The following is a 23166-nucleotide window of genomic DNA, read 5'->3' on the forward strand; positions in this document are numbered from 1 at the left end:
CGCGCGACTACAGGCTCGAACCATACCCCTAGGCAAGCATGCACTTTGCAAAATCATTATAATTCAGGACATTTATGTACTAGCCCCTTTTTTATATTGCATTAAGACTTCACAACTTCTTGACCACGTTTGTTCCAAGTAAAGATGAAACTCAACATAGCTAGAATGCTCGTAATTGTTAATAACAAGAATCCAGAATCCCATCCTAATTTATCAACAGTTAAGCCCATAATAATATTGGCCATTACAGCACCGCCTAAATAACCGAATAACCCAGTTAATCCTGCTGCTGTACCTGCTGCTTTTTTAGGGACATAATCTAGCGCTTGTAAGCCAATCAGCATAACCGGTCCGTAAATTAAGAAACCTATAGCAATTAAAGCCATATTATCCACTAACGGATTTCCTGGAGGATTTAACCAATAGACAACAACAGCGATTGTAACACCTAACATGAAGATAAATCCTGCTGGCCCTCTTCTACCTTTGAATACTTTATCGGAAATATAACCACATAATAATGTGCCCGGAATACCAGCCCATTCATATAAGAAGTATGCCCAACCTGAAGCATTTAAGTCGAAACCTTTTTCTTCACTTAAATAAGTTGGTGCCCAGTCTAGTACACCGTAACGAACGAAATAAACAAATATATTAGCAACGGCAATCATCCATACCCATTTATTATTCAAAACATATTTAAAGAGTATTTCTTTCGTTGTTAATTCAACTTCTAACGTTTGTTGTTCTTTGTTCGGATAATCATTTCTATAATCTTCAATCGGAGGTAACCCCATCGATTGTGGTGTATCTCTAACAAGAATGTATGATACAAATGCAATGATTAATGCGATGATAGCTGGATAAATAAATACACCTTCAAACCCCTTTAAATATCCAAACGTAAGTGTACCTGTAATAGATATACCTAGCAATGCGATTGGCGCCATTAAACCGCCACCTACATTATGAGCAACGTTCCATATCGCCGTTTTACTTCCACGTTCACTCACACTATACCAATGTACAAGTACTCTTCCTGATGGTGGCCACCCCATCCCTTGAAACCAACCATTTAAGAAAAGCATAATAAACATAATAAATACGCTTGATGTTAATACAGGAATGAAACCCATGAGCAAGTTAACGATAGCTGTTAGCACTAACCCTAACGTTAAAAATATTCTTGCATTACTCCGGTCACTAACAGTCCCCATTATAAATTTACTAAATCCGTACGCTATTGAGATAGCTGACAAAGCAAACCCCAATTCCGTTTTGCTAAAACCCTCATCAATCAATGCAGGCATAGCAAGAGAAAAGTTTTTTCTTAATAAATAATAACCGGCATAACCAAGAAATATCCCTAAAAACACTTTAAGCCTTAATTTCTTATAAGTATCGTCTACCTGTTCTTCTGGTAGTGGATCGATATGTTTAGCTGGTTTCAAAAAATTTGCCATAGTGAATCCCCCTAATATTGAATATTTGTAAAGATTGTAAATGATTTGTAAATGATTGGATGATAGTTTCATCATAGATTTTGACAACGTTAAAGTCAATGTAATTTGAAACATTTTACAACATGACATTATTTATTTTCACAACTTTTATTTACAACAAGTGTATTGAAATGTGTCATACTTTGAATATGACAAAAATAATTAATAACGAAGAAAATAAAAATTCATTAAATAAAAATAGATGGAGAAATAGCTGGACTAACACAATAAAGGAGGACTAACTATGAACTTAATCGTATGGCTCATTATTTTCTGTGAAATAGCCTTTTGGGTCGTTATATTACTCGGATTGGTCACAAGATACATTTTTAAAAAGAAAACGTTAGGCTTATTCTTCCTAGCACTTACACCCGTTATAGATTTAATACTGCTTATCACAACATCTGTAGATCTCATAAATGGCGCAACAGCTGAAATCCCTCATGCGATTGCTGCAGTATATATAGCAGTATCTCTTGTTTTTGGAAAAAGCATGATAAAGTGGGCAGATGATAGATTTAGATATTATGTGATGAAAGAAGGACCAAAACCCAATAAACCTGTAGGATTGGCTTACGCTAAACACTATGCTAAAAGCTGGTTGAAACATTTGCTCTCTTACTTTATAGGAACAGGGATTTTGCATTTAATCATTTATTTCATTCATGATAAAAATCGTACAGAAGCTATGGATGGTGTGATTCATCTTTGGACAATTGTCATCATCATCGACTTAATTATTTGTATTTCATATTTTGTATGGCCACCGAAAGAGAAAAAACATCATTAACAAATAAAGCGTCAGGCTCGAACCATATTCCTAAAGCAAGCATGTACTTTACAAAATCAGAAATATAAAAATCACCCAATCCGACAATGTATCCAACGGTTTGGGTGATTTATTTTGAGCAAGGAAATGATGTCTTAAGCTCTTCTGTTATACTATTTTATTTATCATGTTCGTCTTCAATATTCCCGACAATATTTTCAAGGATATCTTCCATAGTAATAATACCTACCAATTTATCTTGTTGATTATATACAATCGCAATATGAACACGTTTGATTTTCATTTTTTCTAATACACTTTGAATAGAATCCGATTCTGTGACATGTATAATATCATGAATTAATTCAGATATATGTTCTATATTGTCTTTTAATAAATCTTTGGCGTGGATATAACCTACAATATTCGCTTCATTTTCTTTAAACACAGGATATCTTGTATAATATCCATTTTTCACGAAGTTAATCGCTTCTTGTTGGCTCGAATGAATATCAATCATTGCAATGCTATCATTTGATATCATGCAATCCTTCACCGTCAATTCATCGTATATAAAAACTTTATTAATATGTTCCAACTCAGTTGATGAAATTTCTCCACCTTGATGACTCTCTTGAATCAACATTTTTAATTCTTCTTCAGAATGAAATAATTCCGACTCTTTAGCCGGTTTCATGCCTATTAAACTAAGTATTATTCTTGCTGAACCATTTAAAATAAAAATAAAAGGATATAATAATTTATAAAACAGTATGATTGGTTTTGCAAAGAATAATGTGACTTGTTCAGCTTTTTGAATTGCTATTGTCTTAGGTGCCATTTCACCTACTACAACATGCAAGTACGTTGCAATAACAAATGCACTTACTAACGTTAATACATGAATCATCGTCTCTGATAAACCGAAGCTACTGTATAGTGGATGAAGCATAAATTCAAATGTATATTCTCCTACCATACCTATACCTAATGCGGTTATCGTAATACCTAACTGACATGCTGCTAAATATTCATCAAGATAATCTACTACTTTTTTTGCTGATTGAGCATTTTTGTAATTTTGATTAGCTAAATAATTGATTCTTGATGATCTCACCTTCACAATTGCAAATTCAGTTGCAACAAAGAATCCAGTTAAAGCAAGTAATACAATAAAAATAATTAAACTAATAGCGGTTCCCAACTAATTCCTCCATGTTATTACAAATTACAACCATTTTAGATTGTAATTTAATTTTACACTATTTCGATTATTTTTAATAATATTATACATTTGAAATTAGGTAGATAAAGGACTATACTAGTTTCTGATAAGGAGGGATCTTAAGATGCTACTTTATGTGTCATGTTCTCTACAATTATTCATACCCAACGATCAAATTAATTAAAGAAGGGATTTTTTATGAATAATTATATACAACCATATCAATTCGTTAGTATTAAACAAAAGTCAGAACAATTATCTAATGTCTATAAGTCGGTTAACGACTTAAAAACAATTGATACTTTTCAAGCAATCACGTATGACCATATATCACAACTTTTTAGCGAGAAACATTCTGAAATAGAAGAATTTACAAATATAATCATGAACAAAAGAATTTCTCGAGCGCAAGTCGAGAAAGTATTATTTGGACTTAAAAGCTATGTCATTCCTTTTGAAATGCCCTCAAGTAAACAATTGGAAAAACTTTTTAAAAAGACTAAAAAGTTAAAACAGCCAGATTGGGAAAGCATTGATTTAAAAGAGTCTTCTTATATAGGTTGGAATGATTCAGGAAAGCAAAAGAAATTTATAATAATGTATGAAAATGGCATATTAACAGGTGTGTCGGGCGATTTATCACCTACTATTAAACCTGGCATTTGCAGCATATGTAAAAAAGAATCAAATGTTTCTATGTTCCTATCTACAACTAAATCTAAAGGTGATGGAACATATACTAAGAACGGCAACTATATTTGCCATGATAGTCAACGTTGTAACCAACAACTCGATCAACTAGACGGATTATATGATTTTATACACACTGTAAAAGCAAAATAATATTTTTAAGATTATGAGTCTGGAACATAAACACCCATTCTCAAAACAAAAGATCTCTTCATTAGGCTATGCCTAGTGAAGAGACCTTTTTATATTAAAATATTATGATTTTGCTCGTGCATGCTTGCCTAGGGGTATGGCTCGAGCCTGTAGTCTCTCACTCATACTATTCCCCCGGGCGTCAGCACTTCACAAAATCGTGAGAGGTAATCAAAGTGAAATCAGGATTACAATATTCAGTGAGCATTATGAATAAATTCTGGATAAAACGCATGAAGACTCAAAAGATATCGTGCGCTTTTGGTAAATTCTGGGTAAATCGCACGAAGACTCAGAAGATATTGTGCGTTTCTGGTAAATTCTGGGTAAATCGCATGAAGACTCAGAAGATATCATACGATTCCAAAGCATTTGCGCTCTGTTATTTTTCATCTAAAATATAATACCCTACTATATCCAACCTTTTTCAACAGCTATTTGCCAGGCATCAAATCGATTATCCGCTTCTAATTTATCAATAATAGTCGATGTATAATTTCTAATTGTGCCATCTGATAAAAATAATACTTTTGAAATTTCTTTACTTGATAAGCCTTTGCCAATTTCTTTTAACACAAGTTGTTCTTTTGGGTTTAGTGGATTTTTATATTTAAACATAGAGGTCATTAATGATTCGCTATATTCTTTCTTGCCATTCATAACACTTTTTATTGTTACAACGAGCTCATCTACAGAGCGTTCTTTCAGTACATATGCGTCTACATCATTTGCTACTGCACTTTCAAAATATCCCGGTCTTTTAAATGTCGTCACAATTATCACTTTTGTATTCAATTTTAAATCTTTAACTGCTTTTAATACTTCGAGTCCAGTCATTTTAGGCATTTCAACGTCTAATATTGCAACATCTGGTTGTTTATCTTTTATGATTTGTAATGCATCTTCACCATTCGGGACATCACCTAAGATTTCTAATTCATCATTCAGTTCCATTAATTGAACCATCGCTTTTCGTAACATTTCTTGATCTTCTGCTATCACGATTGAAATCATAATGTATCATCCCCCCTCGGCAAAATAACCGTTATTTTTAAGCCTTCATTTAAATTATTCACATCTAATTTTCCTTTTACTGCATCGACACGATGTTTAATACTTTTAAGATCCTCTTCACAAATGTTTTTCATTCCGATACCATCATCTTGAACCACCATACTGATGCTTTTATTCTCTTCAATAATTTCGCCTGTCACTTTAGTAGCTTTTGCATGTTTGATCACATTATTAACCGCTTCTCTCAATATCATCGACAAAGCTGATTGCTTAGTTGGACTTAACGACTTAGCTCGATCAGCATTTCTAAATTCAAATAATAAATTCGCGTTTTCTAATAATGTATCCATCGTCTTAATTTCTTCTTCAAATGATTGTAATTTCAAATCGTCGACAATCGCTCTTACTTTAACTAAAGCATCTTTAGATAATTCATTAACAGACGCCATTTCACTTTTCGCTTTATCTACATCTTTATCAATCAATTTCATTGCAAGTTCAGACTTAACACTTAAACTCGCAAACACATGTCCTAACGTATCATGTAAATCTTGACCGATACGATTTCTCTCTTGTTCAGCTATCAACGTATTAATATGTGCATTTTGATTGCGTATTTTTTCTTGTAGCTTTCTGGATTCTAATACTTTAAAATTCCCGTACATAACTAATAAAATGACAATAGCCATTGGAATCATGAGCATTAAATATTCTTTGTCATCTAATCCAATTATAAAAATAGTGAATACAAATGCACTTACATACATGAACACTTCTACTGAGTTCATCTTCAATTGAAATACATAGGGTATGATATATGCTCCATAAAAGAAGAATAATAAATGTGAAGCATTAAAAAATCCTACAAAATAAAAGATGCCTAAAAAGTGAATGACTAATAAGGTTCTTCTTAAAATAATTTTCTTAGATAAGTCATCATAAATCATAATTAAATAACTTACAGTAAATAGAACGGTGATGAGTATACCGCTCCACAATGGTCCTTTATGTCCAAGCACTGATAAACTTAGCACAGGAAAAATTAAATATATCAAATTTGAAGTGCCTATCGGATTTGCTTTCACTTTTTCTAATATAGACATTAAATCACTTCCGTTTTTTTACGTATAAGTAATGCGATACTTATAAATAGTATACAATAAACAGCTAAGATGAGTAACGATTCAAAGTTAATACCGCTGTTTGTTGTAAATGAAAGAGACAGTTCTTTTAAATTATAAGTCGGTGTTACATATGAAACTTCTTTTAACCAATCGGGAAACTGATCAGTCGGAAACCATAAACCACCTACTATAGCAAGTCCTAAATATAATATATTTGCCGCTGCACTTGCCTTCTGTAAGTCTTTCATTTGTGAAATGAGTATGCCTATTGATAAAAACATACTAGCGCCTATCCATAATAAGATGCCAGAACCCATCCATTCACCAACTGACATTTCGACACCTCTATATAATCCTCCAACTAAAAATAACGCTATGATCGCTATGCAAAACATGCACATTAATTTCATCACTTTTCCTGCATAATAATAGATTGGCGATAAAGGTGTTTTAAATAAATTTTTAGCCCAACCTATTTTCTTATCTTCAATCATCTCTAGCGGAAATGTCATAATACAGAAACTACTTAAACTGAAAGTTGCCATGCTAAACATGTACTCTTTATAAAATTTTGTTTCATATTCTTTTGGCAAATCAAGCATTGCCGTAAAAATTAAATACAATACAAGAGGTAACATGATTGAAAGTATTAAATATGATTTTTTTCGAGAAATTAACAATAATTCTGATTTAAAATAAGCCCATAACATATCTCATCAAATCCTTTCTTCATTTTTTGAAAATATCGTATCCATTAATGACTCTTTTGAAATTTCTATTTCATTAAAATCCATATTATGTTTCATAAAAGTCTTCATAACGGGATTAATATCTTGTGTAGTAATGATTAATACATCTTTCGTTTCTTCCACCGAAACATTTTCAAGATATTCAATGATATGTTTACTCGATAAAGGAATTTGAATATGCGTCTTATGTTCACTGTGACGAATCGCTCTAGGTGTACTATCCATGACAAGTTCACCTTTGTTAAGTACAACGACACGATCAGCCATACGCTCAACTTCTTCAATATAATGAGAAGTATAAAAAATCGTCTTACCTTCTTGCTTCATTTGTTCAATCACTTTCCAAAAATGCTTTCTCATTTCAGTATCCATCGCGCTAGTAGGCTCATCTAAAATCAGAAATTCAGGCTTACCGATAATCGCTAACGCAAAATCTAAAATTCTACGTTCACCACCAGATAACTTAGACGCAAATTGTTCTAATTTATCATCACGGAATCTCGTAATTTCTTTGAAATCTTCAATCGAAATCGTATCTTTATAAAACGACTTATAAAGTTTAAATAACTCTTTAACTTTTATCACATCAGGAAACGCAGTCGTTTGGAACAAAATGCCCATCCGCTTCTTATCCAATTGATGGTCATCACTTACAATTTGTCCATCATTCGGATGTCTATCGCCAATAATCATATCAATCAATGTCGATTTACCTGCACCATTAGGGCCAATCAAAGCCGTACATTCCCCTTCATTAATTTGAAAAGACACACCATTCACAACTTTTTTATCATGATAAATCTTCGTTACTTGTTGAACATCAATCACAGCAATCACCGTCCTTTATTCATTTAACTTAAGTATAAATAACAGCACGATGCGTTATAAGTACAAACTGTCACGAATATGATATGACAAATGTCATGAATGATAAATTCAACGGTTCTATTTATCATGTGGAGCTTGACTTGATAAATTCAACGGCTCTATTTATCATGTGGAGCCTGACTTGATAAATTCAACGCCTCTATTTATCATGTGGACCCTGACTTGATAAATTCACGGGCTCTATTTATCATGTGGATCTTGACTTGATAAATTCAACGGCTCTATTTATCATGTGGGGCATGACTTGATAAATTCAACAGCTCTATTTATCATGTGGACCCTGACTTGATAAATTCAAAATAAAATTTAACATAGAATTAACCCCTAAATAAAATTTCATCTATATTATAAAATAGTTTGTTAATATTTGGTGTTTGTTTAGCGCTGACTCCTGCGGGAACAGCATGATTCGAAGACTACAGGCTGAGAACATGCCCGCGGAAAGCATGCGCATAAAAAATGCCGACAAAGTCTAAAAAAGACTTTGTCGACACTCTGAGACACTTAAATTTATTAAGTGCCTTTCTTCTTACTCATCATATAATAAACAACTACAATAATAACTAGCGCAAGTTGTGGTATGAGTGTTTCGTATGTTGGATAAAATCCTACAATGTCTATAAAAGGTAATTTATTGATAGCGTGTTGTGACACGATATTCAATATTTGTAATGTATGAATACTTACGCCTAATATTTTAAATGCCAATATAAATATGAATAATGACATTATAAAGAATAATCGATGTATTGGAATCCATTTTGTTATTTGATTAAAGAATATCGCGATTAACACTAATATAACTGACGCGACAACAATACCTAAAACAAATGACCATGTTGATATCTTTCCTACGATTCCTAAATAGAAAATGATTGTTTCAGCACCTTCTCTAAATACGGATAAGAATGCTACTAATCCAAATGTTATGATACTGCCTGTGGACATGGCTATATCCATATTTTTATTAATGAAGCTTTGCCATGAATCCAAACTTGATTTAGAGTGCAGCCATATTCCTACGATAATCATCAAGACGACTGACCCTATACCTACGATACCTTCTGTTAACTCTCTTGTTGCACCTAAGTTATCAAATATTGATTTAAATATAAATGCTAAAACGATACTTAGCGCGATACCGCTCATACTGCCTATAACAATCCATTTTGATGCTTTTCTTTGTTCTGATTTACGTGTAACTGTTAATAAAGCCATCACAATCAGCAACGCTTCTACGCCTTCACGTAACAAAATTAATGCTGCATCCCAAAATGTATAACTCGTCTTAGATATGGTTGATTTAATTTCATGATTAATGCTTTCTAAGTGAGCTTGAATATCGTCTTTATTATCTTGCTCAAGTTGTCCTGCAAATTGTGGGATTTGTTGTTCTATTTTAGTATATAGCGCACCGTTTTTAGTGCTGATTTCACTTTCTACGTTTGGCCACGCAATGATAAACTGTTGTAAATCTTGTTTAGCTTTAGCTAAATCATTATTTTTTATATTACGAATCGCCTGATCAAGATGTTTATTTAAAATATTCACATCTTGGTCACCCGTTTTCACATCTGACTTCTTACCTGCATAATATTCATCTAATGCTTTCTTTAATTGTTCCACTTCTATTTGTGCGCTTGCAGCATCTACTTTATCTTTAGTTAACGCTATTCTTATAAACATCAATCTTGTTTCAATTTGACCATATCTTCCTATATCTTCTTCACGAACAATTGCTTCATTTTTAGTCCAAGTTGCATTTAATTGATTATTGATTGCTTGCGCTTGTTCAAAGTCTTTATCTGTTATAGCTTTAGAAATTTCTTGGATGAGCGGTTGCATTTCTTTTTGCAATTGATCTCTTTTCTTTTGTTTATCAACAGGGTTCAACACTTTTTCATAATCAATTAAATCTGAAGTAAGTTTATTTAACGCTTTCTCTTTATCTTCTGACGACTTACTTTCTTCGACTTTATGAATATCTTCATTTATCGTTTGAACAAGTTTATGATCATTTTGATTCACTTTTTGCCAGTTGTCTTTAATTTCTTTAAAATGTTGTTTAAATGCTTGTTTGTCTTTCTCTTGTATCGCTGTCTTAGCATCCGTCACACTAATATAAATTTCACTTAAACTTGTTGTGGCTTTAATCGTTAAAGGTGCAATCAAACAAATGAACATCACAATACTAAAAATGGTTAAATAACGTTTCACCTAAATATCCTCCTTCTCGGACACCAGGTAAACATAAGAAAATACCTGAACCTCGATGTGTTATATATTCATTCAATTTATCAACTGCACCCATTTTATTTTGGATTTTAATAAATTGTTCAGGAGATTTTTGAAAAGATAAAAATAATAAACCTGCATCGAATGTTCCTGTTTGTGAATGAATACCATCTGAATAAGAATATGACCTTCTTAATATATTCGTCTTCGATGCTTTTGCTAAACTTACGTGCGACTCTTTTTCAATCAACTTATCGCCATTTTTATCTTTAATATTTGGATCAAACGTATCAAATTCATGTTCTTTTCCTATAGGTGCACCAGAGTGACGATATCTACCAAATGTTGCTTCTTGTTCTCCTAAAGCTGTACGGTCCCATGTTTCTAACAACATTTGAATTCTTCTCACCACTAAGTAAGCGCCATTTTTAGCCCATCCCTCTTGAATAAACACATACTTATCTAATTCAGACTGATTATGGACATCAGGATTTCCTGTTCCATCCTTAAAAGAAAATAAATTTCTAGGCGTTTCTATTTTTCCATCTTTCTCTTTAAATGAATTGAAACCTGTTTGACTCCACTTCATTGACACTTCACCTTTAGCAACTCGAATTAAATTTCTAATCGCATGAAAATTAACTTGAGGATCATCTGAACAAGCTTGAATACAAATATCGCCACCTGTATAAGCTTTATCTAATTGATCTTTAGGAAAATGAGGCAAGTCTTTTAAAAGTTCTGGTTTACGCTTATTCAAACCTACTTTTTCAAAAAATGAAGGACTAATTCCAAAAGTAAGCGATAAACGGTTAGCATCTAAACCGATTGTTTCTCCTGTATCAGGACTCGGCAACATTTTATTTTTACCGAGCTCTTTTACAAATTCACCATTCATTAGATGAACACTATAGTTCGTCCAAATTTTAAACATTTCTTTAACTTCAGAAACTGACATCTTGTTAATTGTGAGAACTACAAAATAAACATGTTTTTGTACTTCTGTCGTTATACCAGACTGATATTTCCCATAAAAATTGACTTTGTTTTTCACATTTGTTTTGTCTTTAGCAAAGTATTGGGAAGCTAATAAAGTTCCTCCAACTCCAGTAGAACCTATTAATAATCCTGCTCCCCCAACACCAGCAAGTTTAAGGAAATCTCTTCTGGCTATATAATTGTCTTCATTAGACATGCTTAATCACTCCGTAATAACTGCCATTTGACTTAATGATTCACCTAATTTATCAACAGCTTCTGAAAGTTTTTTCGTTTCATCTTTAGATAATTTTGTATAATCTTCATATCCACCATTTTGAGTTTCATGTTGTGCTAATAGTTTGTTCACATTATCAAATCTTTCTTGAGTAGTCTGAGCAAGCTTTTTATCTTTATCAGAAACTTTGTCTTTAAAGATTTCGAATATTTTTTCTGCCCCTTCAATGTTTGCTTTGAAATCATATAAGTCAGTATGAGAATAAATTTCTTCTTCACCTGTTATTTTTGAGCTTGATACTTCATTTAATAAATCAATTGAACCTTGTAACATTAATTTAGGTGTTACATCGACAGTATCAACTTTAGCTCTTCATTCTTTAGCATCCTTTAATAATTGATCAGCTACAGGTTCCATATTTTCAGTCGTATTGTCTTCCCATAATGCTTTTTCAATTTTATGATAACCAGACCATTCTTTTTCTTTATTTTCTTCTTTCATATCAGCTAAACGCGCATCAATTTTCGGATCTAAGTCTCCAAAACTTTCAGCTACAGGTTCTGATCTTTCATAATACATACGTGCTTTAGGATAAATTTCTTTAGCTTTCTCTATATCATTAGCTTTCACTGCATCAACAAATTTCTCAGTATCTGTTAAGAATTTGTCTAGCTGTTCAGCAGTGAATGCTTTATATGCTTTAGTTTCTTTAGAAAAATCAACTTTTGTTGTTTCTTTCGTCTCTTTTTTGTCATCAGATGCCTTTTTGTCAGCATTGTTGCCACATGCTGTTAAAATTAAAGCACTCGCTAAAAATGTTGTCATTAACTTCTTCATTAATACACACTTCCTATCTAATTGATTATCATTATCATCTTTAATTTATTCCTATAATGCGTAATAGTCAATAAAAAAATTATAGAATTTTAAAAAAACATAAAATATAAGGCTTAGATAAGGTGTTAATTGACTATTTTATTTTGTAAAATGTCTTGTTACTCTTAATTGATAATGATAATCACTTGGAAATGTATGTATATTTTGTTCTTGATGAGACTCAAAAAAATCTGAGAGATAAATAGCTCTTTTTATATTAAAATCTTACGATTTTGAAAGTGCATGCTTGCCTGGGGGTATGGCTCGAGCCTGTAGTCTCTCACGCATACTATTCCCCCGGGCGTCAGCACTTTGCAAAATCGTGGAGAAATATTCATTTCTATAATATTTTTTCTTTTTTTCTTTTAAGTACATGCTCTATGTTGCAAGACTTACCAAACAAGCAACATAGAACGCCTGTATGTTGCAAGACTTATCAAACAAGCAACATAGAAGGCTTGAATGTTGCAAGACTTACCAAACAAGCAACATAGAAGGCTTGAATGTTGCAAGACTTACCAAACAAGCAACATAGAAGGCTTGAATGTTGCAAGACTAGCCAAACAAGCAACATAAAAGCACTGAATGTTGCAAGACTGACCAAACAAGCAACATAGAAAGACTGTATGTTTTAAAATATGGCCAAATCGCACGAAGTCTCAAAAAACATCATAAAAAAAACGCAAATTCTTTTCTTGAAAGAATTTGCGCTCTTATATAACAATTTAGTCTTGTTCTTGTTCAAGTATTTCTTTTGATTTAGCATCAATCTTAAATTCTGTAGTATCTTTATTTCCTTCTTTCAAATCAATAGAATAAACGAGTTTGCCATCATCTTCACTTAGTGACCATTCTTTTAAGTCACCTTTTGCTTTATCTTGGGCTACTTTTAATACGTCTTCAAATTTTGCTACATCAGACAATTTAAACGTTTGATCATTATCATCGTCATCTTCTGTTTCATTTTCTACGTTAGCAACGGATTTATCATCTGCATTAATCAGCACTTTGTTCTCATTACTACCATCTACTAATTCTACTTTGTAGCTCCAGTCTCCTGCTTCTTTTTCAAAAGATAAATCTTTCAATTCACCTTTTGCTTCATTTTGAGCTTCTTTTACTGCTTCTTCCGGAAAGACTTTAACGTCATTCCATTTCACAGTATTAGTTGTCGATTTATTTGCATTTTGATCATCGCTAGTTTGATCATCATTTGAATCTTTATCGTTATTGCTGTCATCCATATCATCTTTGTTGTCATCTTGTGTTTTTTGTTCAGTTTTTTCTGCGCCTTTATTGTCTTTTTTATCATCGCTATCATCATTACCACACGCTGCTAAAATAAGTCCTGACGCTAATAAAAGTGAAAATATTTTAAATTTCATAATATTCCTCCTCAACTTTACATTCTCTTAATATATAGACATTCCTAAATTTTTCAAACATTTCATTATAAAATTAGACAAAATTGAAATTATTCGTTATTATAAAAGAACAATAAAATAGCTCGTAAGTCTTATTAAGAGTAGGCGGAGGGAATTGGCCCGATGAAACCTCAGCAACAGGCGTGTGTACTGTGCTAAATCCAACAAGTGTAACTTGAAAGATAAGAAGATTCTCTAAACAGCTCTTCTTAATCTTAAGATGAGCTGTTTTATTGTAACTAAAACTTTAGGAGGCAATAAATATGAGAACAAGAGAAGATATTTTATCAGAATTAGCAGAGTTAAAAGCACATCCGGCAAAAAGTTATTCAGGTTCAATGTTGAAAACAGCTCAAAAAAATCAACTCATGTCAGAATTAGGCAGAATTGAAACAGAAGAACATTTTCTCAATGAATCCAATCAGCATAAGTTTCAATTTGATAACTTAGAAATTAATATTAGTATTACTAAAAAATAATCACTAAATAAAGAAACCACACTTTATAAATAAGGTGACTTGCTAAGAGGCTGAGACAATCATTTGTCTCAGCCTCAAATTATATTAGCAACAGCAACATCATACTTTTTTAAGGCTAGTCACCATTTCACTCTGATTCCATAATAATTTGCATTGCTACAAATTTCGCGATTTGATTACCGTTTGCTGCTGCATCTATTAACTGTGATGCCATGAGATCTTTAGTTTCACCAGCTACAAATAAACCGGGTACTGAAGTTTCTCCTAGTTGTTGTATTTTAATTTTTCCATTTTCATCTCTTTCTATGTTTAACCCACTTAAAAATTCAAATTCTGTATCCCATTTAACGCCAATTATCGCACCGCTTCTTGAAATGTGTGTGCCATTTTCAAATAAAACTTCATTAATTACACCATCTATGTGCTTAAATTCAGTTACTTCACTTTCTATTAATTGTATGTTCTTTTTGTCCATATATGCTTTATCTTCAGCAGTTAACAATGATAAATCACGACTACTTATGACGATATCATCTGACCAGTTACTTATAAGTACGGCCATATGTTTCACTTGTCCCGGTTGGACTGCAACGAGCAATGGTTTATTTCTTAATTCATAGCCGTCACACCATGGACAATAAAACACTGACTTCCCATAACTCTCTTTTAATCCTTTAATTTCCGGTAATGTTTCTCTCAATCCAGTACAAATCATAACTTTTTTTGCTATATATTTTCCCTGCTTTGTTTCAACTATAAAGTGATTATTTTCTTTAATAATGTTTGCCACAGTATCATTCACACGTGTAACATCTTCGTATTGATCTACATCATGTTCTGCTTTTGCTCTTAATTCTTCTGGCGTTACACCATCTTGTGTTAAAAATGCATGTGATTTTTGTGTCACTTTATTTCTGGCATTATTATTATCTATGACTAACGTTTTCTTCAATGCTCTTCCTAAAGTTAAAGCACTTGCCAATCCTGCTGGACCTCCACCTATTACGATACAATCAAACATTTTATACGCCACCTTTTCTCATCTATTATAGAGTTATAATATCTACGATTAGTTTAAAAAAAGATTTAACTTACATTAAATCTTTTAAAGTTTTATTTTTTAGAGCATTCGTCATTTCATCTTCTGCTGATAATAAAATAGATTGAATTTTACATTCAGGGCCGTGGTTAAAGCTATCTTCAAGTGTGCTTTGATGTCCATCAATCGCTGTTATAATATCGTAAACAGAAATTTGTTCCCAATTATTCACTAAATAATAGCCACCTTTAGCACCAGATGCTGATTTAATAACGCCTGCTTTTACTAATTGCGTTAATATTTTAGATAAATATGTTACAGATATATTTAATACTTCAGATAAACTTTTAACATTGATCGGTTGTTGCTCTCTTTTAGCAATTAAATATGCCAATGCATGTAGACCATAGTCTGTACCTTTTGAAATTTTCATACGACACCTCTTAATCATAGATATTACAACTCTATAATAGCACTTATTTAAATTTTGTCTATTCTTTTGTTTAAAAAGGCAAAAAAGTAGGACAGAATCTTTTTTAAAATTAGATTACTGTCCCACTTATTATTTAAAATTCATCGATTTGTTCAAACTGTGACATATATAAATCTTTATATTTGCCACCTTTATTCATCAATTCATCATGGCTACCCATTTCTTGAATTTGACCCTTTTCGACATATACAATTCGATCGACATGTCTAATCGTACTTAATCTGTGCGCAATGATCAGTGATGTTCTTCCTTGTGATAAGTTTTTAAATGCTGATTGAATTTTATTTTCAGTTTCAACATCTAATGCACTCGTCGCTTCATCTAGAATAATAATTGGTGGATTCTTCAAGAACATTCTCGCAATTGAAATACGCTGCTTTTGTCCACCTGATAATTTTGTACCGCGTTCCCCTACGACAGTATCTAATCCTTCCGGTAATTCATCTACAAAAGTTCTTAACTGCGCTTGATCGACTGCATAATGAACTTCTTGTTCAGTTGCGTCCAAGTTACCATAAATGATGTTATCTCTTAATGTTCCACCGAACAGAAATACATCTTGTTGAACAACACCAATTTGTTTTCTTAATGATTCTAATGTATAAGATTTAATATCTTTATCATTAATTTTAATTTTTCCTTGTAACGGGTCATAGAACCTTGGTAATAACGAACAAATCGTTGTTTTACCTCCCCCGCTTGGTCCTACTAATGCTACTTTTTCGCCTTGCTCAATTTTAATGGATAACTGATTTAAAATTAACTTATCAGAATACTTGAAAGATACATTTTCATATTCGATAGTATCAGGTTCCTCTATAAACTCGATGGCATCTTCATCATCTTTAATTTCAGGATCCATATTCACAATTTCTTTAAAATTTTTGAAACCTGCTATACCTTTAGGGAATAATTCAATAACCATATTAATCGACTCTAAAGGTTTAAATAATAAATTCGTAATCATAATAAATGCCACAAAACCACCGTATGTTAAGGAATCATTTAATACAAAGTAACTTCCTAAAATTAAAACGAAAATTAATGTTAATTTTTGAGCAATATGACTAATAGATAAGTTCCAAGACATATATGAGTAAGCTTTTAACTTAGTCTCTCTGAAATTATCATTTACTTTTTTAAATCTTGCTAATTCATGTCCTTCATTCGTGAAAGCTTGTACAAGTCTCATTCCACCAACATTATCAGCTATTAATTCATTAAACCTTGAAACATTACTAAATAAATTTTTAAAAGCACCAGACATTTTTTGATTAAAGTATATCGTTAACACAAAAATTATTGGCACTACACAGAAAGTAATGAGCGCAAGTTTCACATCTATTGTAAGCATAATAATAAACGAGCCTACCAGTGTCATAATCGCAACAAAGACATCTTCTGGTCCATGATGTGCTACTTCACCTATATCCATTAAATCATTTGTTAAGCGACCAATGATTTTACCAGATTTTTGGTTATCAAAGAAACCAAAATTCATTTTTTGAATATGTTCATAAAGTTCATTACGAATATCTCTTTCAATATTAGTCCCCAGTTTATGCCCCCAATACGTCACTATGAATTTTAAGACAGATTCAACAGCGTATATGAATAATAACAGAAATACAAAAATGACAATCCAACTCCAATTCTTAGTTGGCAACAACTGATCAATAAATATACTCGTAACTAGCGGAAAAGCTAATTCAAGAATACCTACTAAGACAGCAGAACCAAAATCTAAGAAAAACAATCCTTTATAGGGTTTATAATATTGGAAGAACACCTTCATAATTTACCTCCTATGTAAAATTTCGACTAAATAACATTATACTATAGAAAAAAATTAATACTTCAACATTTAGTAAATCGCAAAAAATTATTTTTGTAACCGAAATAAATGGTTAATTAGGCAACCTTTATCAATTCAGAAATTCTTCACTTATCTTATTTTTACAGTTTCTTAGTATGACATTCATAATACGATGACATTTAATCGATATAATGGAGGTAATATCCAAAATTGGAGGCATTAAAAATGAAAGAAGTCGTAATACTAACAGTTAGTGATATCCATGGTTATATCTTTCCAACAGATTATCAAGCATCTCATCAAGATTTACCGAAAGGTCTATTAAAAATAAAAACCATGATAGATAATATTAAAAACAAGCATGAACATGTAATTGTGATGGATAATGGCGACTTTTTACAAGGTTCGCCGCTATGTTCATATTTATATTCTCAATTGCATTCAAGTAAAGATTTAAGTGATATATATAACAAAGTCGGCTTTGATTTTGCTGTAATTGGCAATCATGAATTTAATTATGGTTTACCTTATTTGTATGACACGCTCAATTCATTTAATTTCCCTGTTTTATCCGCAAATATTTTAAAAGATAACCAACCATTTACAGGTCATGACGTTATTTATATTGATAAAAGCGATATAACAATTGGCGTTATAGGGTTAACGACGCAATACATACCTAATTGGGAAAAACCCGAAACAATCGAAGCATTATCTTTTCAACCAGCTAAGGAAACAGCGTCTAAACTCATACAAGAAGTTCGAGATCTATCGGATATAGTTGTTGTATGCTATCACGGCGGATTTGAGAAAGACATTCAAACTGGCGAACCAACTGAATTAATCACTGGAGAGAATGAAGGTTATGATTTACTTAATGAAGTAGAAGGAATAGATGTCTTAATTACTGGCCATCAACACCGCGAAATTGCTGAAAAAATAAACCAAACCGAAATTATACAACCAGGTTCAAAAGGAGATTGTCTCGGCAAAATCACTTTAACAATCGACGAAACAACACATCAAATTTCCTCATCTCATAGTGAAATTTTATATGTTAAAGAGGAAGAACCTAGCATTAATGTTGAAGATAAAGTATTAAAAATAAATGATGAAGTTAATGAATGGTTAGACCAAAACATCACCCATTTTTCAACTCCAATGTATGTTGAAGATCATTTTACAGCAAGGACGAAACCACATCCTTTAATCAATTTATTAAATTATGTACAGATGGAAGCAAGCGGCGCAGATATTTCAGCAACAGCTTTATTTGATTCGGCAACAGGTTTCGGAAATGCCGTCACAATGAGAGATATTATAAACAATTATCCGTTCCCAAACACATTCAATGTACTTGAAGTAACTGGGTACGATTTAAAGCTAGCTTTAGAACGCTCTGCATCATATTTCGAGATTTCAAATAATGAACTGACCGTTAACCCAGCATTTCTAGAACCAAAACCACAACACTTCAACTACGATATGTTTGGCGGGTTATCTTATACATTAAATATTAGACAACCTATAGGAGAACGCGCTCAAAACATTTTAGTTAAAGGTAAACCTTTAGATATAAAATCAACATACAAAATAGTCATCAACAACTATAGATCTGTTGGTGGCGGCGGTTACCATATGTTTAATGCCAATCAAATTGTAAAAGAAATACAACAAGAAGGTGCAGCATTAATCATTCAATATTTACAAAATCACTCGGTTGAATCCATACCAAATGTTTTGGATTTTGAAGTGGTGTATTAACTCAGGAATTGGTCAATGTCTTGGTATAAATGCTAATTTAAATATGTACAAAAACGACAATCTAAGTATGTACAAAAATGTCTTGGATTAACTCTGGAATTAACTCACGACTTGGGCGATGTCTTGGATTTACTTCGGACTTAACTCACGACTTCGGCGATGTCTTGGATTAACTCAATACTTAACTCACGACTTGGGCGATGTCTTGGATTAACTTCGGACTTAACTCACGACTTAGGCAATTTCTTGGATTAACTCCGGAATTAACTCACGACTTGAGCATTTTCTTGGATTAACTCTGGACTTAACTCACGACTTGGGCAATTTCTTGGATTAACTCTGGACTTAACTCACGACTTGGGCAATTTCTTGGATTAACTTTGGACTTAACTCACGACTTCGACTATCTCTTGGATTAACTCTGGACTTAACTCACGACTTCGGCTTTTTCTTGGATTAACTTTGGACTTAACTCATGACTTAGGCAATTTCTTGGATTAACTCTGGACTTAACTCACGACTTGGGCAATTTCTTGGATTAACTTTGGACTTAACTCACGACTTCGCCTATGTTTTGGATTAACTCCGGAATAAACTCACGACATAGGCTATGTCTTGGATTTACTCTGGACTTAACTCACGACTTGAGCAATGTCTGTACTGAACCCAAAAAGTTGAACTTTTTTAGTAAAATATTTGAATGAAACATGTAAAAAAGACAAAAAAACAAACCAAACGTTTGAATACGCTTGGTTTGTCCACGATCTGAAATGGTAGCTCTAGGAGCTACCATTTTTCATTTTTTTCTTTTAAATACATGATCTATGTTGCAAGACTCACCAAACTTGCAACATTCAGACCCCAATCCAGACCCCCGGCCCCACTACAATCCCAATCTCTTCACAAACCCCATCACTTATGGTTGAACTGTTACTGGTTTTGTCACTACATTTGTACTGCCTTGTTTCAACCTAATGTTAGCGTTTCCAGATACGCCCTCTTTAACTTCAACTGTGAATGTAACTTGAGCATTGCCTTCACCATCAGTTTTGACTGCTGTTGGCTGACTATAACCATAATTACTCGCTTGTTGTCCGTCTAGACTAATCTTACCTATTTGTTGACCACCTTCAGTATACATTCCTAGCTTCAAATCATTAATTGTACTATTAATATCGTACCCATTTAATGTTGTTGTCACTTTGAAAGTTTCACCGCTTACTACTGACTCAGGATACTCTAAAGTAGCTGTACCTTGATTATTTCCCGGGTTATCATCGTCACCACCAGCATTTTCTGGGCCTCCATAACTTCCCGGTGCAAAGGTTTCACTATTAAACCATTCGTAACCGTCTTTCGGTTGAGACCATGGTTCAGCTTGTGTTTCTTTACTGTTCTCTGGTATTTCTGAGTCTAGTAATGTCGTTTCTTGATCTAATGTAATGCCTAATGCTTCAAATGTTGTATAATCTTCTTTTTTACCTAACCAAGTTGTTAAATTATTAAGTAACTTACCATTATCTTCTTCTTTAAATCCGTCATATGTTTTCTTTGTACTACCATTATCTTCTCTTTTATATTTAGGTGTAATATCTTCAACCATTGAAGAATCCCCTATAAATGCTGCTTTACCTTTACCTACTTTAGAAACAGCTATGTATGCTCCTTCTTCTTTACCGCCACCATTATATACACCTTGATCTACCGCATGACCCCATTTATCTGCTTCCGTTAAATTATCTGGTAAGTATGCGATACCTTTTGCAATTTTAGGATTGGTAACCGCTAATGTTGAACCTGCATGCATCGATACGGATTGAACACCTTCGCCAAGACCTAATCCTTCTTCACCTTGCACGATATCCGTTGCTTTAACGTTATTTAATGCATTATATCTAAATCTTACACCAAAATTTTCTGATAACCAGTCAGAATTAGTAACGCCTTGCATCGCTTCTGAATTTTTTTCAGCTTCAGTCATATTTTTAGTTATGTCATCATACGCGCCTCGTCTGTAACCGTTCATGATTTCAGATGAATCAATTCTGTTATAGTTACGGTCTGCATTATAATGATCGGAAATGAATATGACACTTCCTCCATTTTTAACGTAATCTAAAATGGCTTGCTGTTCAGTTGATTTAAATGGAATGTTTGCTTCAGGTATGACAAGTATAGACGTCTCGATTAAACTATCCGCTGTAATACCTGATTGATCTCGTAATTCTTTAACTTGGTAACCTTGATTAGCAATTGAATTGGCATAATCTGAAAATGCACCATCTATCACCCAATCAGCAGCTCCAGCAGTTTGCCCGTGCGTATTATCTACTAGAACTTGCCCATTACTATTATCACCAATAACTGGCGCTTCACCCGCATACGCGACTTCAGTTGATAATGTTGCAATAGAAACCATACCGATTAAAGCTAACTTTTTAAAATAAGACATTGTGACACTCCTTTATCTTTGATAATTCCATTTTAGTTTAAAAAAATTAAAATAAATGAAAATTAACTATATTTTACATCAAAATACATATAACTTTATTGTACTTCATATACATAACAGAACTTTTACATAGTTTACCAATTTCAAACAAAATATGTATTTTTAGTATGATAGCATTTCATATGTAGGACATTAGAATACATATTCGGAGGCGGAATTTTATGAGGGAAAAGAAGTATGTGAGTCGCCTATTCATCTTTTTACTAGGCGCAATTTTTGTATTAGCAGCATGCGGCAATGGGGAATCTAGCATCGAATCAAAGACATCGGGTAACAAAAAAGGTGGAGACTACAAGCCTAAAGAATTAACAGTACAATTCGTACCTTCTCAAAATGCAGATACGTTAGAAGCTAAAGCGAAACCATTAGAGAAGTTACTATCAGATGAATTGGGTATTCCAGTCAAAGTATCTGTATCAACAAATTACAATACTATTGTAGAAGCCATGAAATCTAAAAAGGTAGATGTAGGGTTTTTACCGCCAACAGCATATACTTTAGCGCATGATCAAAAAGCAGCGGATGTGTTATTACAAGCACAACGTTACGGCGTTAAAAAAGATGGTTCAAACAGCGATGAATTAGTCGATGAGTATAAATCACAATTCATTGTGAAAAAAGGATCAGGCATTAAATCTTTAAAAGATATGAAAGGTAAGAAAATAGCATTACAAGATGTTTCATCAACTGCTGGTTACACGTATCCTGTAGCTGAATTAATAGATGCAGGTATTGACCCAATGAATGATATGGATATTACCAATATGAAAGGTCATGACCAAGCAATTATCGCATTATTAAATGGAGATGTTGACGTAGCCGTTACATTCCAAGATGCACGAAACATTTTAAAGAAAGACCAACCTAACGTATTTAAAGATACTGAAATTGTTAAATTAACAGAACCTATTCCAAATGACACGATCTCAGTTCGCAGTGATATGGATAACAAATGGCGCGATAAATTAAACAAAGCATTTAAAGATATCGCAAAAACAGACAAAGGCCATGATATTGTAAGTGAAGTTTATAGCCATGAAGGTTACGTAGATAGTAAAGACTCTAAATTTGATATCGTGCGTGACTACGGTAAAAAAGTTAATGATAACGAAAAATAAGATTTAAGCATAAATATTCTAATATAAAGGCTCAGCTCCTA

Annotated in this window: 18 protein-coding genes, 1 pseudogene and 1 riboswitch; of the genes and pseudogenes, 5 read left to right on the top strand and 14 right to left on the bottom strand. The window is 32.7% G+C overall.

From position 1 onward, the window contains the following. Window positions 1-101: 101 nt before the first annotated feature. Complete coding sequence (glpT, locus tag PYW35_RS11125; protein ID WP_103323568.1) at window positions 102-1463, bottom strand: glycerol-3-phosphate transporter; 1362 nt, start codon at window positions 1461-1463, stop codon at window positions 102-104. 283 nt (window positions 1464-1746) lie between these two features. On the opposite strand from glpT, the gene PYW35_RS11130 reads away from it, so the two are divergent. Next, window positions 1747-2292 (top strand): hypothetical protein, encoded by a 546-nt coding sequence (locus PYW35_RS11130; RefSeq protein ID WP_103323569.1) that lies wholly within the window; start codon window positions 1747-1749, stop codon window positions 2290-2292. 157 nt (window positions 2293-2449) lie between these two features. Here the strand turns inward: PYW35_RS11130 and PYW35_RS11135 are convergent, their stop codons facing one another. Next, the gene (locus PYW35_RS11135; RefSeq protein ID WP_016913107.1) at window positions 2450-3475 is read right to left on the bottom strand and encodes a hemolysin family protein; all 1026 of its coding nucleotides are present in this window, start codon (window positions 3473-3475) and stop codon (window positions 2450-2452) included. A gap of 219 nt (window positions 3476-3694) precedes the next feature. On the opposite strand from PYW35_RS11135, the gene PYW35_RS11140 reads away from it, so the two are divergent. Continuing rightward, entirely contained in the window at window positions 3695-4339 is a 645-nt protein-coding gene (locus PYW35_RS11140) for a FusB/FusC family EF-G-binding protein (RefSeq protein ID WP_103323570.1), read from the top strand. 450 nt (window positions 4340-4789) lie between these two features. Here the strand turns inward: PYW35_RS11140 and PYW35_RS11145 are convergent, their stop codons facing one another. From PYW35_RS11145 to PYW35_RS11180, 8 genes and pseudogenes are all read right to left on the bottom strand, one after another. Further along, window positions 4790-5392: a response regulator transcription factor gene (locus tag PYW35_RS11145; RefSeq protein ID WP_016913162.1), complete on the bottom strand. Its 603-nt coding sequence runs from the start codon at window positions 5390-5392 to the stop codon at window positions 4790-4792. Continuing rightward, window positions 5389-6495: a sensor histidine kinase gene (locus PYW35_RS11150; RefSeq protein WP_103323571.1), complete on the bottom strand. Its 1107-nt coding sequence runs from the start codon at window positions 6493-6495 to the stop codon at window positions 5389-5391. Before PYW35_RS11150 ends, PYW35_RS11145 begins: the two co-directional genes overlap by 4 nt. Beyond that, window positions 6495-7226, bottom strand: a complete 732-nt coding sequence (locus PYW35_RS11155; protein ID WP_103323572.1) for an ABC transporter permease — start codon at window positions 7224-7226, stop codon at window positions 6495-6497. The genes PYW35_RS11150 and PYW35_RS11155 overlap by 1 nt, the downstream gene beginning before the upstream one ends. Before the next feature lie 6 nt (window positions 7227-7232). Then, window positions 7233-8093 carry an ABC transporter ATP-binding protein gene (locus tag PYW35_RS11160; protein ID WP_103323573.1) on the bottom strand — a complete coding sequence of 287 codons (861 nt, stop codon included), beginning with the start codon at window positions 8091-8093 and terminating at the stop codon, window positions 7233-7235. 573 nt (window positions 8094-8666) lie between these two features. Next, window positions 8667-10370 (bottom strand): FTR1 family iron permease, encoded by a 1704-nt coding sequence (locus tag PYW35_RS11165; RefSeq protein WP_103323574.1) that lies wholly within the window; start codon window positions 10368-10370, stop codon window positions 8667-8669. After that, complete coding sequence (gene efeB, locus PYW35_RS11170) at window positions 10345-11583, bottom strand: iron uptake transporter deferrochelatase/peroxidase subunit (RefSeq protein WP_103323575.1); 1239 nt, start codon at window positions 11581-11583, stop codon at window positions 10345-10347. Before efeB ends, PYW35_RS11165 begins: the two co-directional genes overlap by 26 nt. Window positions 11584-11589: 6 nt before the next feature. Continuing rightward, window positions 11590-12441: pseudogene (efeO, locus tag PYW35_RS11175) on the bottom strand (iron uptake system protein EfeO). Window positions 12442-13205: 764 nt separating this feature from the next. Continuing rightward, window positions 13206-13865, bottom strand: a complete 660-nt coding sequence (locus PYW35_RS11180; RefSeq protein WP_103322166.1) for a PepSY domain-containing protein — start codon at window positions 13863-13865, stop codon at window positions 13206-13208. Between the two features lie 128 nt (window positions 13866-13993). Then, window positions 13994-14093: riboswitch (SAM riboswitch) on the top strand. A gap of 74 nt (window positions 14094-14167) precedes the next feature. Here PYW35_RS11180 and PYW35_RS11185 point away from each other — a divergent pair. Beyond that, on the top strand, window positions 14168-14383 hold the full coding sequence (locus tag PYW35_RS11185; RefSeq protein WP_103322167.1) for a hypothetical protein: 216 nt from the start codon (window positions 14168-14170) through the stop codon (window positions 14381-14383). Between the two features lie 127 nt (window positions 14384-14510). Here PYW35_RS11185 and PYW35_RS11190 read toward each other — a convergent pair whose 3' ends face one another. The 3 genes from PYW35_RS11190 to PYW35_RS11200 form a co-directional block, all read right to left on the bottom strand. After that, window positions 14511-15404 (bottom strand): NAD(P)/FAD-dependent oxidoreductase, encoded by an 894-nt coding sequence (locus tag PYW35_RS11190; RefSeq protein WP_103322168.1) that lies wholly within the window; start codon window positions 15402-15404, stop codon window positions 14511-14513. A 70-nt stretch (window positions 15405-15474) separates the two neighbouring features. Next, window positions 15475-15855 carry an RrF2 family transcriptional regulator gene (locus PYW35_RS11195; protein WP_103322169.1) on the bottom strand — a complete coding sequence of 127 codons (381 nt, stop codon included), beginning with the start codon at window positions 15853-15855 and terminating at the stop codon, window positions 15475-15477. A gap of 133 nt (window positions 15856-15988) precedes the next feature. Next, window positions 15989-17713, bottom strand: coding sequence for an ABC transporter ATP-binding protein (locus PYW35_RS11200; RefSeq protein ID WP_169925668.1), 1725 nt, complete (start codon window positions 17711-17713; stop codon window positions 15989-15991). 243 nt (window positions 17714-17956) lie between these two features. Here PYW35_RS11200 and PYW35_RS11205 point away from each other — a divergent pair, with 243 nt between their 5' ends. Continuing rightward, window positions 17957-19495, top strand: coding sequence for a bifunctional metallophosphatase/5'-nucleotidase (locus PYW35_RS11205; RefSeq protein ID WP_103322171.1), 1539 nt, complete (start codon window positions 17957-17959; stop codon window positions 19493-19495). Window positions 19496-20411: 916 nt separating this feature from the next. Here PYW35_RS11205 and PYW35_RS11210 read toward each other — a convergent pair. Beyond that, window positions 20412-21947 (bottom strand): DNA-binding protein, encoded by a 1536-nt coding sequence (locus tag PYW35_RS11210; protein ID WP_103322172.1) that lies wholly within the window; start codon window positions 21945-21947, stop codon window positions 20412-20414. A 221-nt stretch (window positions 21948-22168) separates the two neighbouring features. On the opposite strand from PYW35_RS11210, the gene PYW35_RS11215 reads away from it, so the two are divergent. Further along, window positions 22169-23125: a phosphate/phosphite/phosphonate ABC transporter substrate-binding protein gene (locus tag PYW35_RS11215; RefSeq protein ID WP_169925667.1), complete on the top strand. Its 957-nt coding sequence runs from the start codon at window positions 22169-22171 to the stop codon at window positions 23123-23125. Window positions 23126-23166 lie beyond the last annotated feature (41 nt).

Source organism: Mammaliicoccus vitulinus (genome assembly GCF_029024305.1).
In the GTDB taxonomy this organism is placed as follows: Bacteria; Bacillota; Bacilli; order Staphylococcales; family Staphylococcaceae; genus Mammaliicoccus; species Mammaliicoccus vitulinus.

Bases quoted from the DNA above. Each gene is read 5' to 3' on its own strand.
- PYW35_RS11205 (WP_103322171.1), top strand. From the start codon at position 17,957: ATGAAAGAAGTCGTAATACTAACAGTTAGTGATATCCATGGTTATATC.
- PYW35_RS11210 (WP_103322172.1), bottom strand. From the start codon at position 21,947: ATGTCTTATTTTAAAAAGTTAGCTTTAATCGGTATGGTTTCTATTGCA.
- PYW35_RS11150 (WP_103323571.1), bottom strand. From the start codon at position 6,495: ATGTCTATATTAGAAAAAGTGAAAGCAAATCCGATAGGCACTTCAAAT.
- PYW35_RS11140 (WP_103323570.1), top strand. From the start codon at position 3,695: ATGAATAATTATATACAACCATATCAATTCGTTAGTATTAAACAAAAG.
- PYW35_RS11190 (WP_103322168.1), bottom strand. From the start codon at position 15,404: ATGTTTGATTGTATCGTAATAGGTGGAGGTCCAGCAGGATTGGCAAGT.
- PYW35_RS11215 (WP_169925667.1), top strand. From the start codon at position 22,169: ATGAGGGAAAAGAAGTATGTGAGTCGCCTATTCATCTTTTTACTAGGC.
- PYW35_RS11180 (WP_103322166.1), bottom strand. From the start codon at position 13,865: ATGAAATTTAAAATATTTTCACTTTTATTAGCGTCAGGACTTATTTTA.
- PYW35_RS11130 (WP_103323569.1), top strand. From the start codon at position 1,747: ATGAACTTAATCGTATGGCTCATTATTTTCTGTGAAATAGCCTTTTGG.
- PYW35_RS11195 (WP_103322169.1), bottom strand. From the start codon at position 15,855: ATGAAAATTTCAAAAGGTACAGACTATGGTCTACATGCATTGGCATAT.
- efeB (WP_103323575.1), bottom strand. From the start codon at position 11,583: ATGTCTAATGAAGACAATTATATAGCCAGAAGAGATTTCCTTAAACTT.
- glpT (WP_103323568.1), bottom strand. From the start codon at position 1,463: ATGGCAAATTTTTTGAAACCAGCTAAACATATCGATCCACTACCAGAA.
- PYW35_RS11145 (WP_016913162.1), bottom strand. From the start codon at position 5,392: ATGATTTCAATCGTGATAGCAGAAGATCAAGAAATGTTACGAAAAGCG.
- PYW35_RS11155 (WP_103323572.1), bottom strand. From the start codon at position 7,226: ATGTTATGGGCTTATTTTAAATCAGAATTATTGTTAATTTCTCGAAAA.
- PYW35_RS11185 (WP_103322167.1), top strand. From the start codon at position 14,168: ATGAGAACAAGAGAAGATATTTTATCAGAATTAGCAGAGTTAAAAGCA.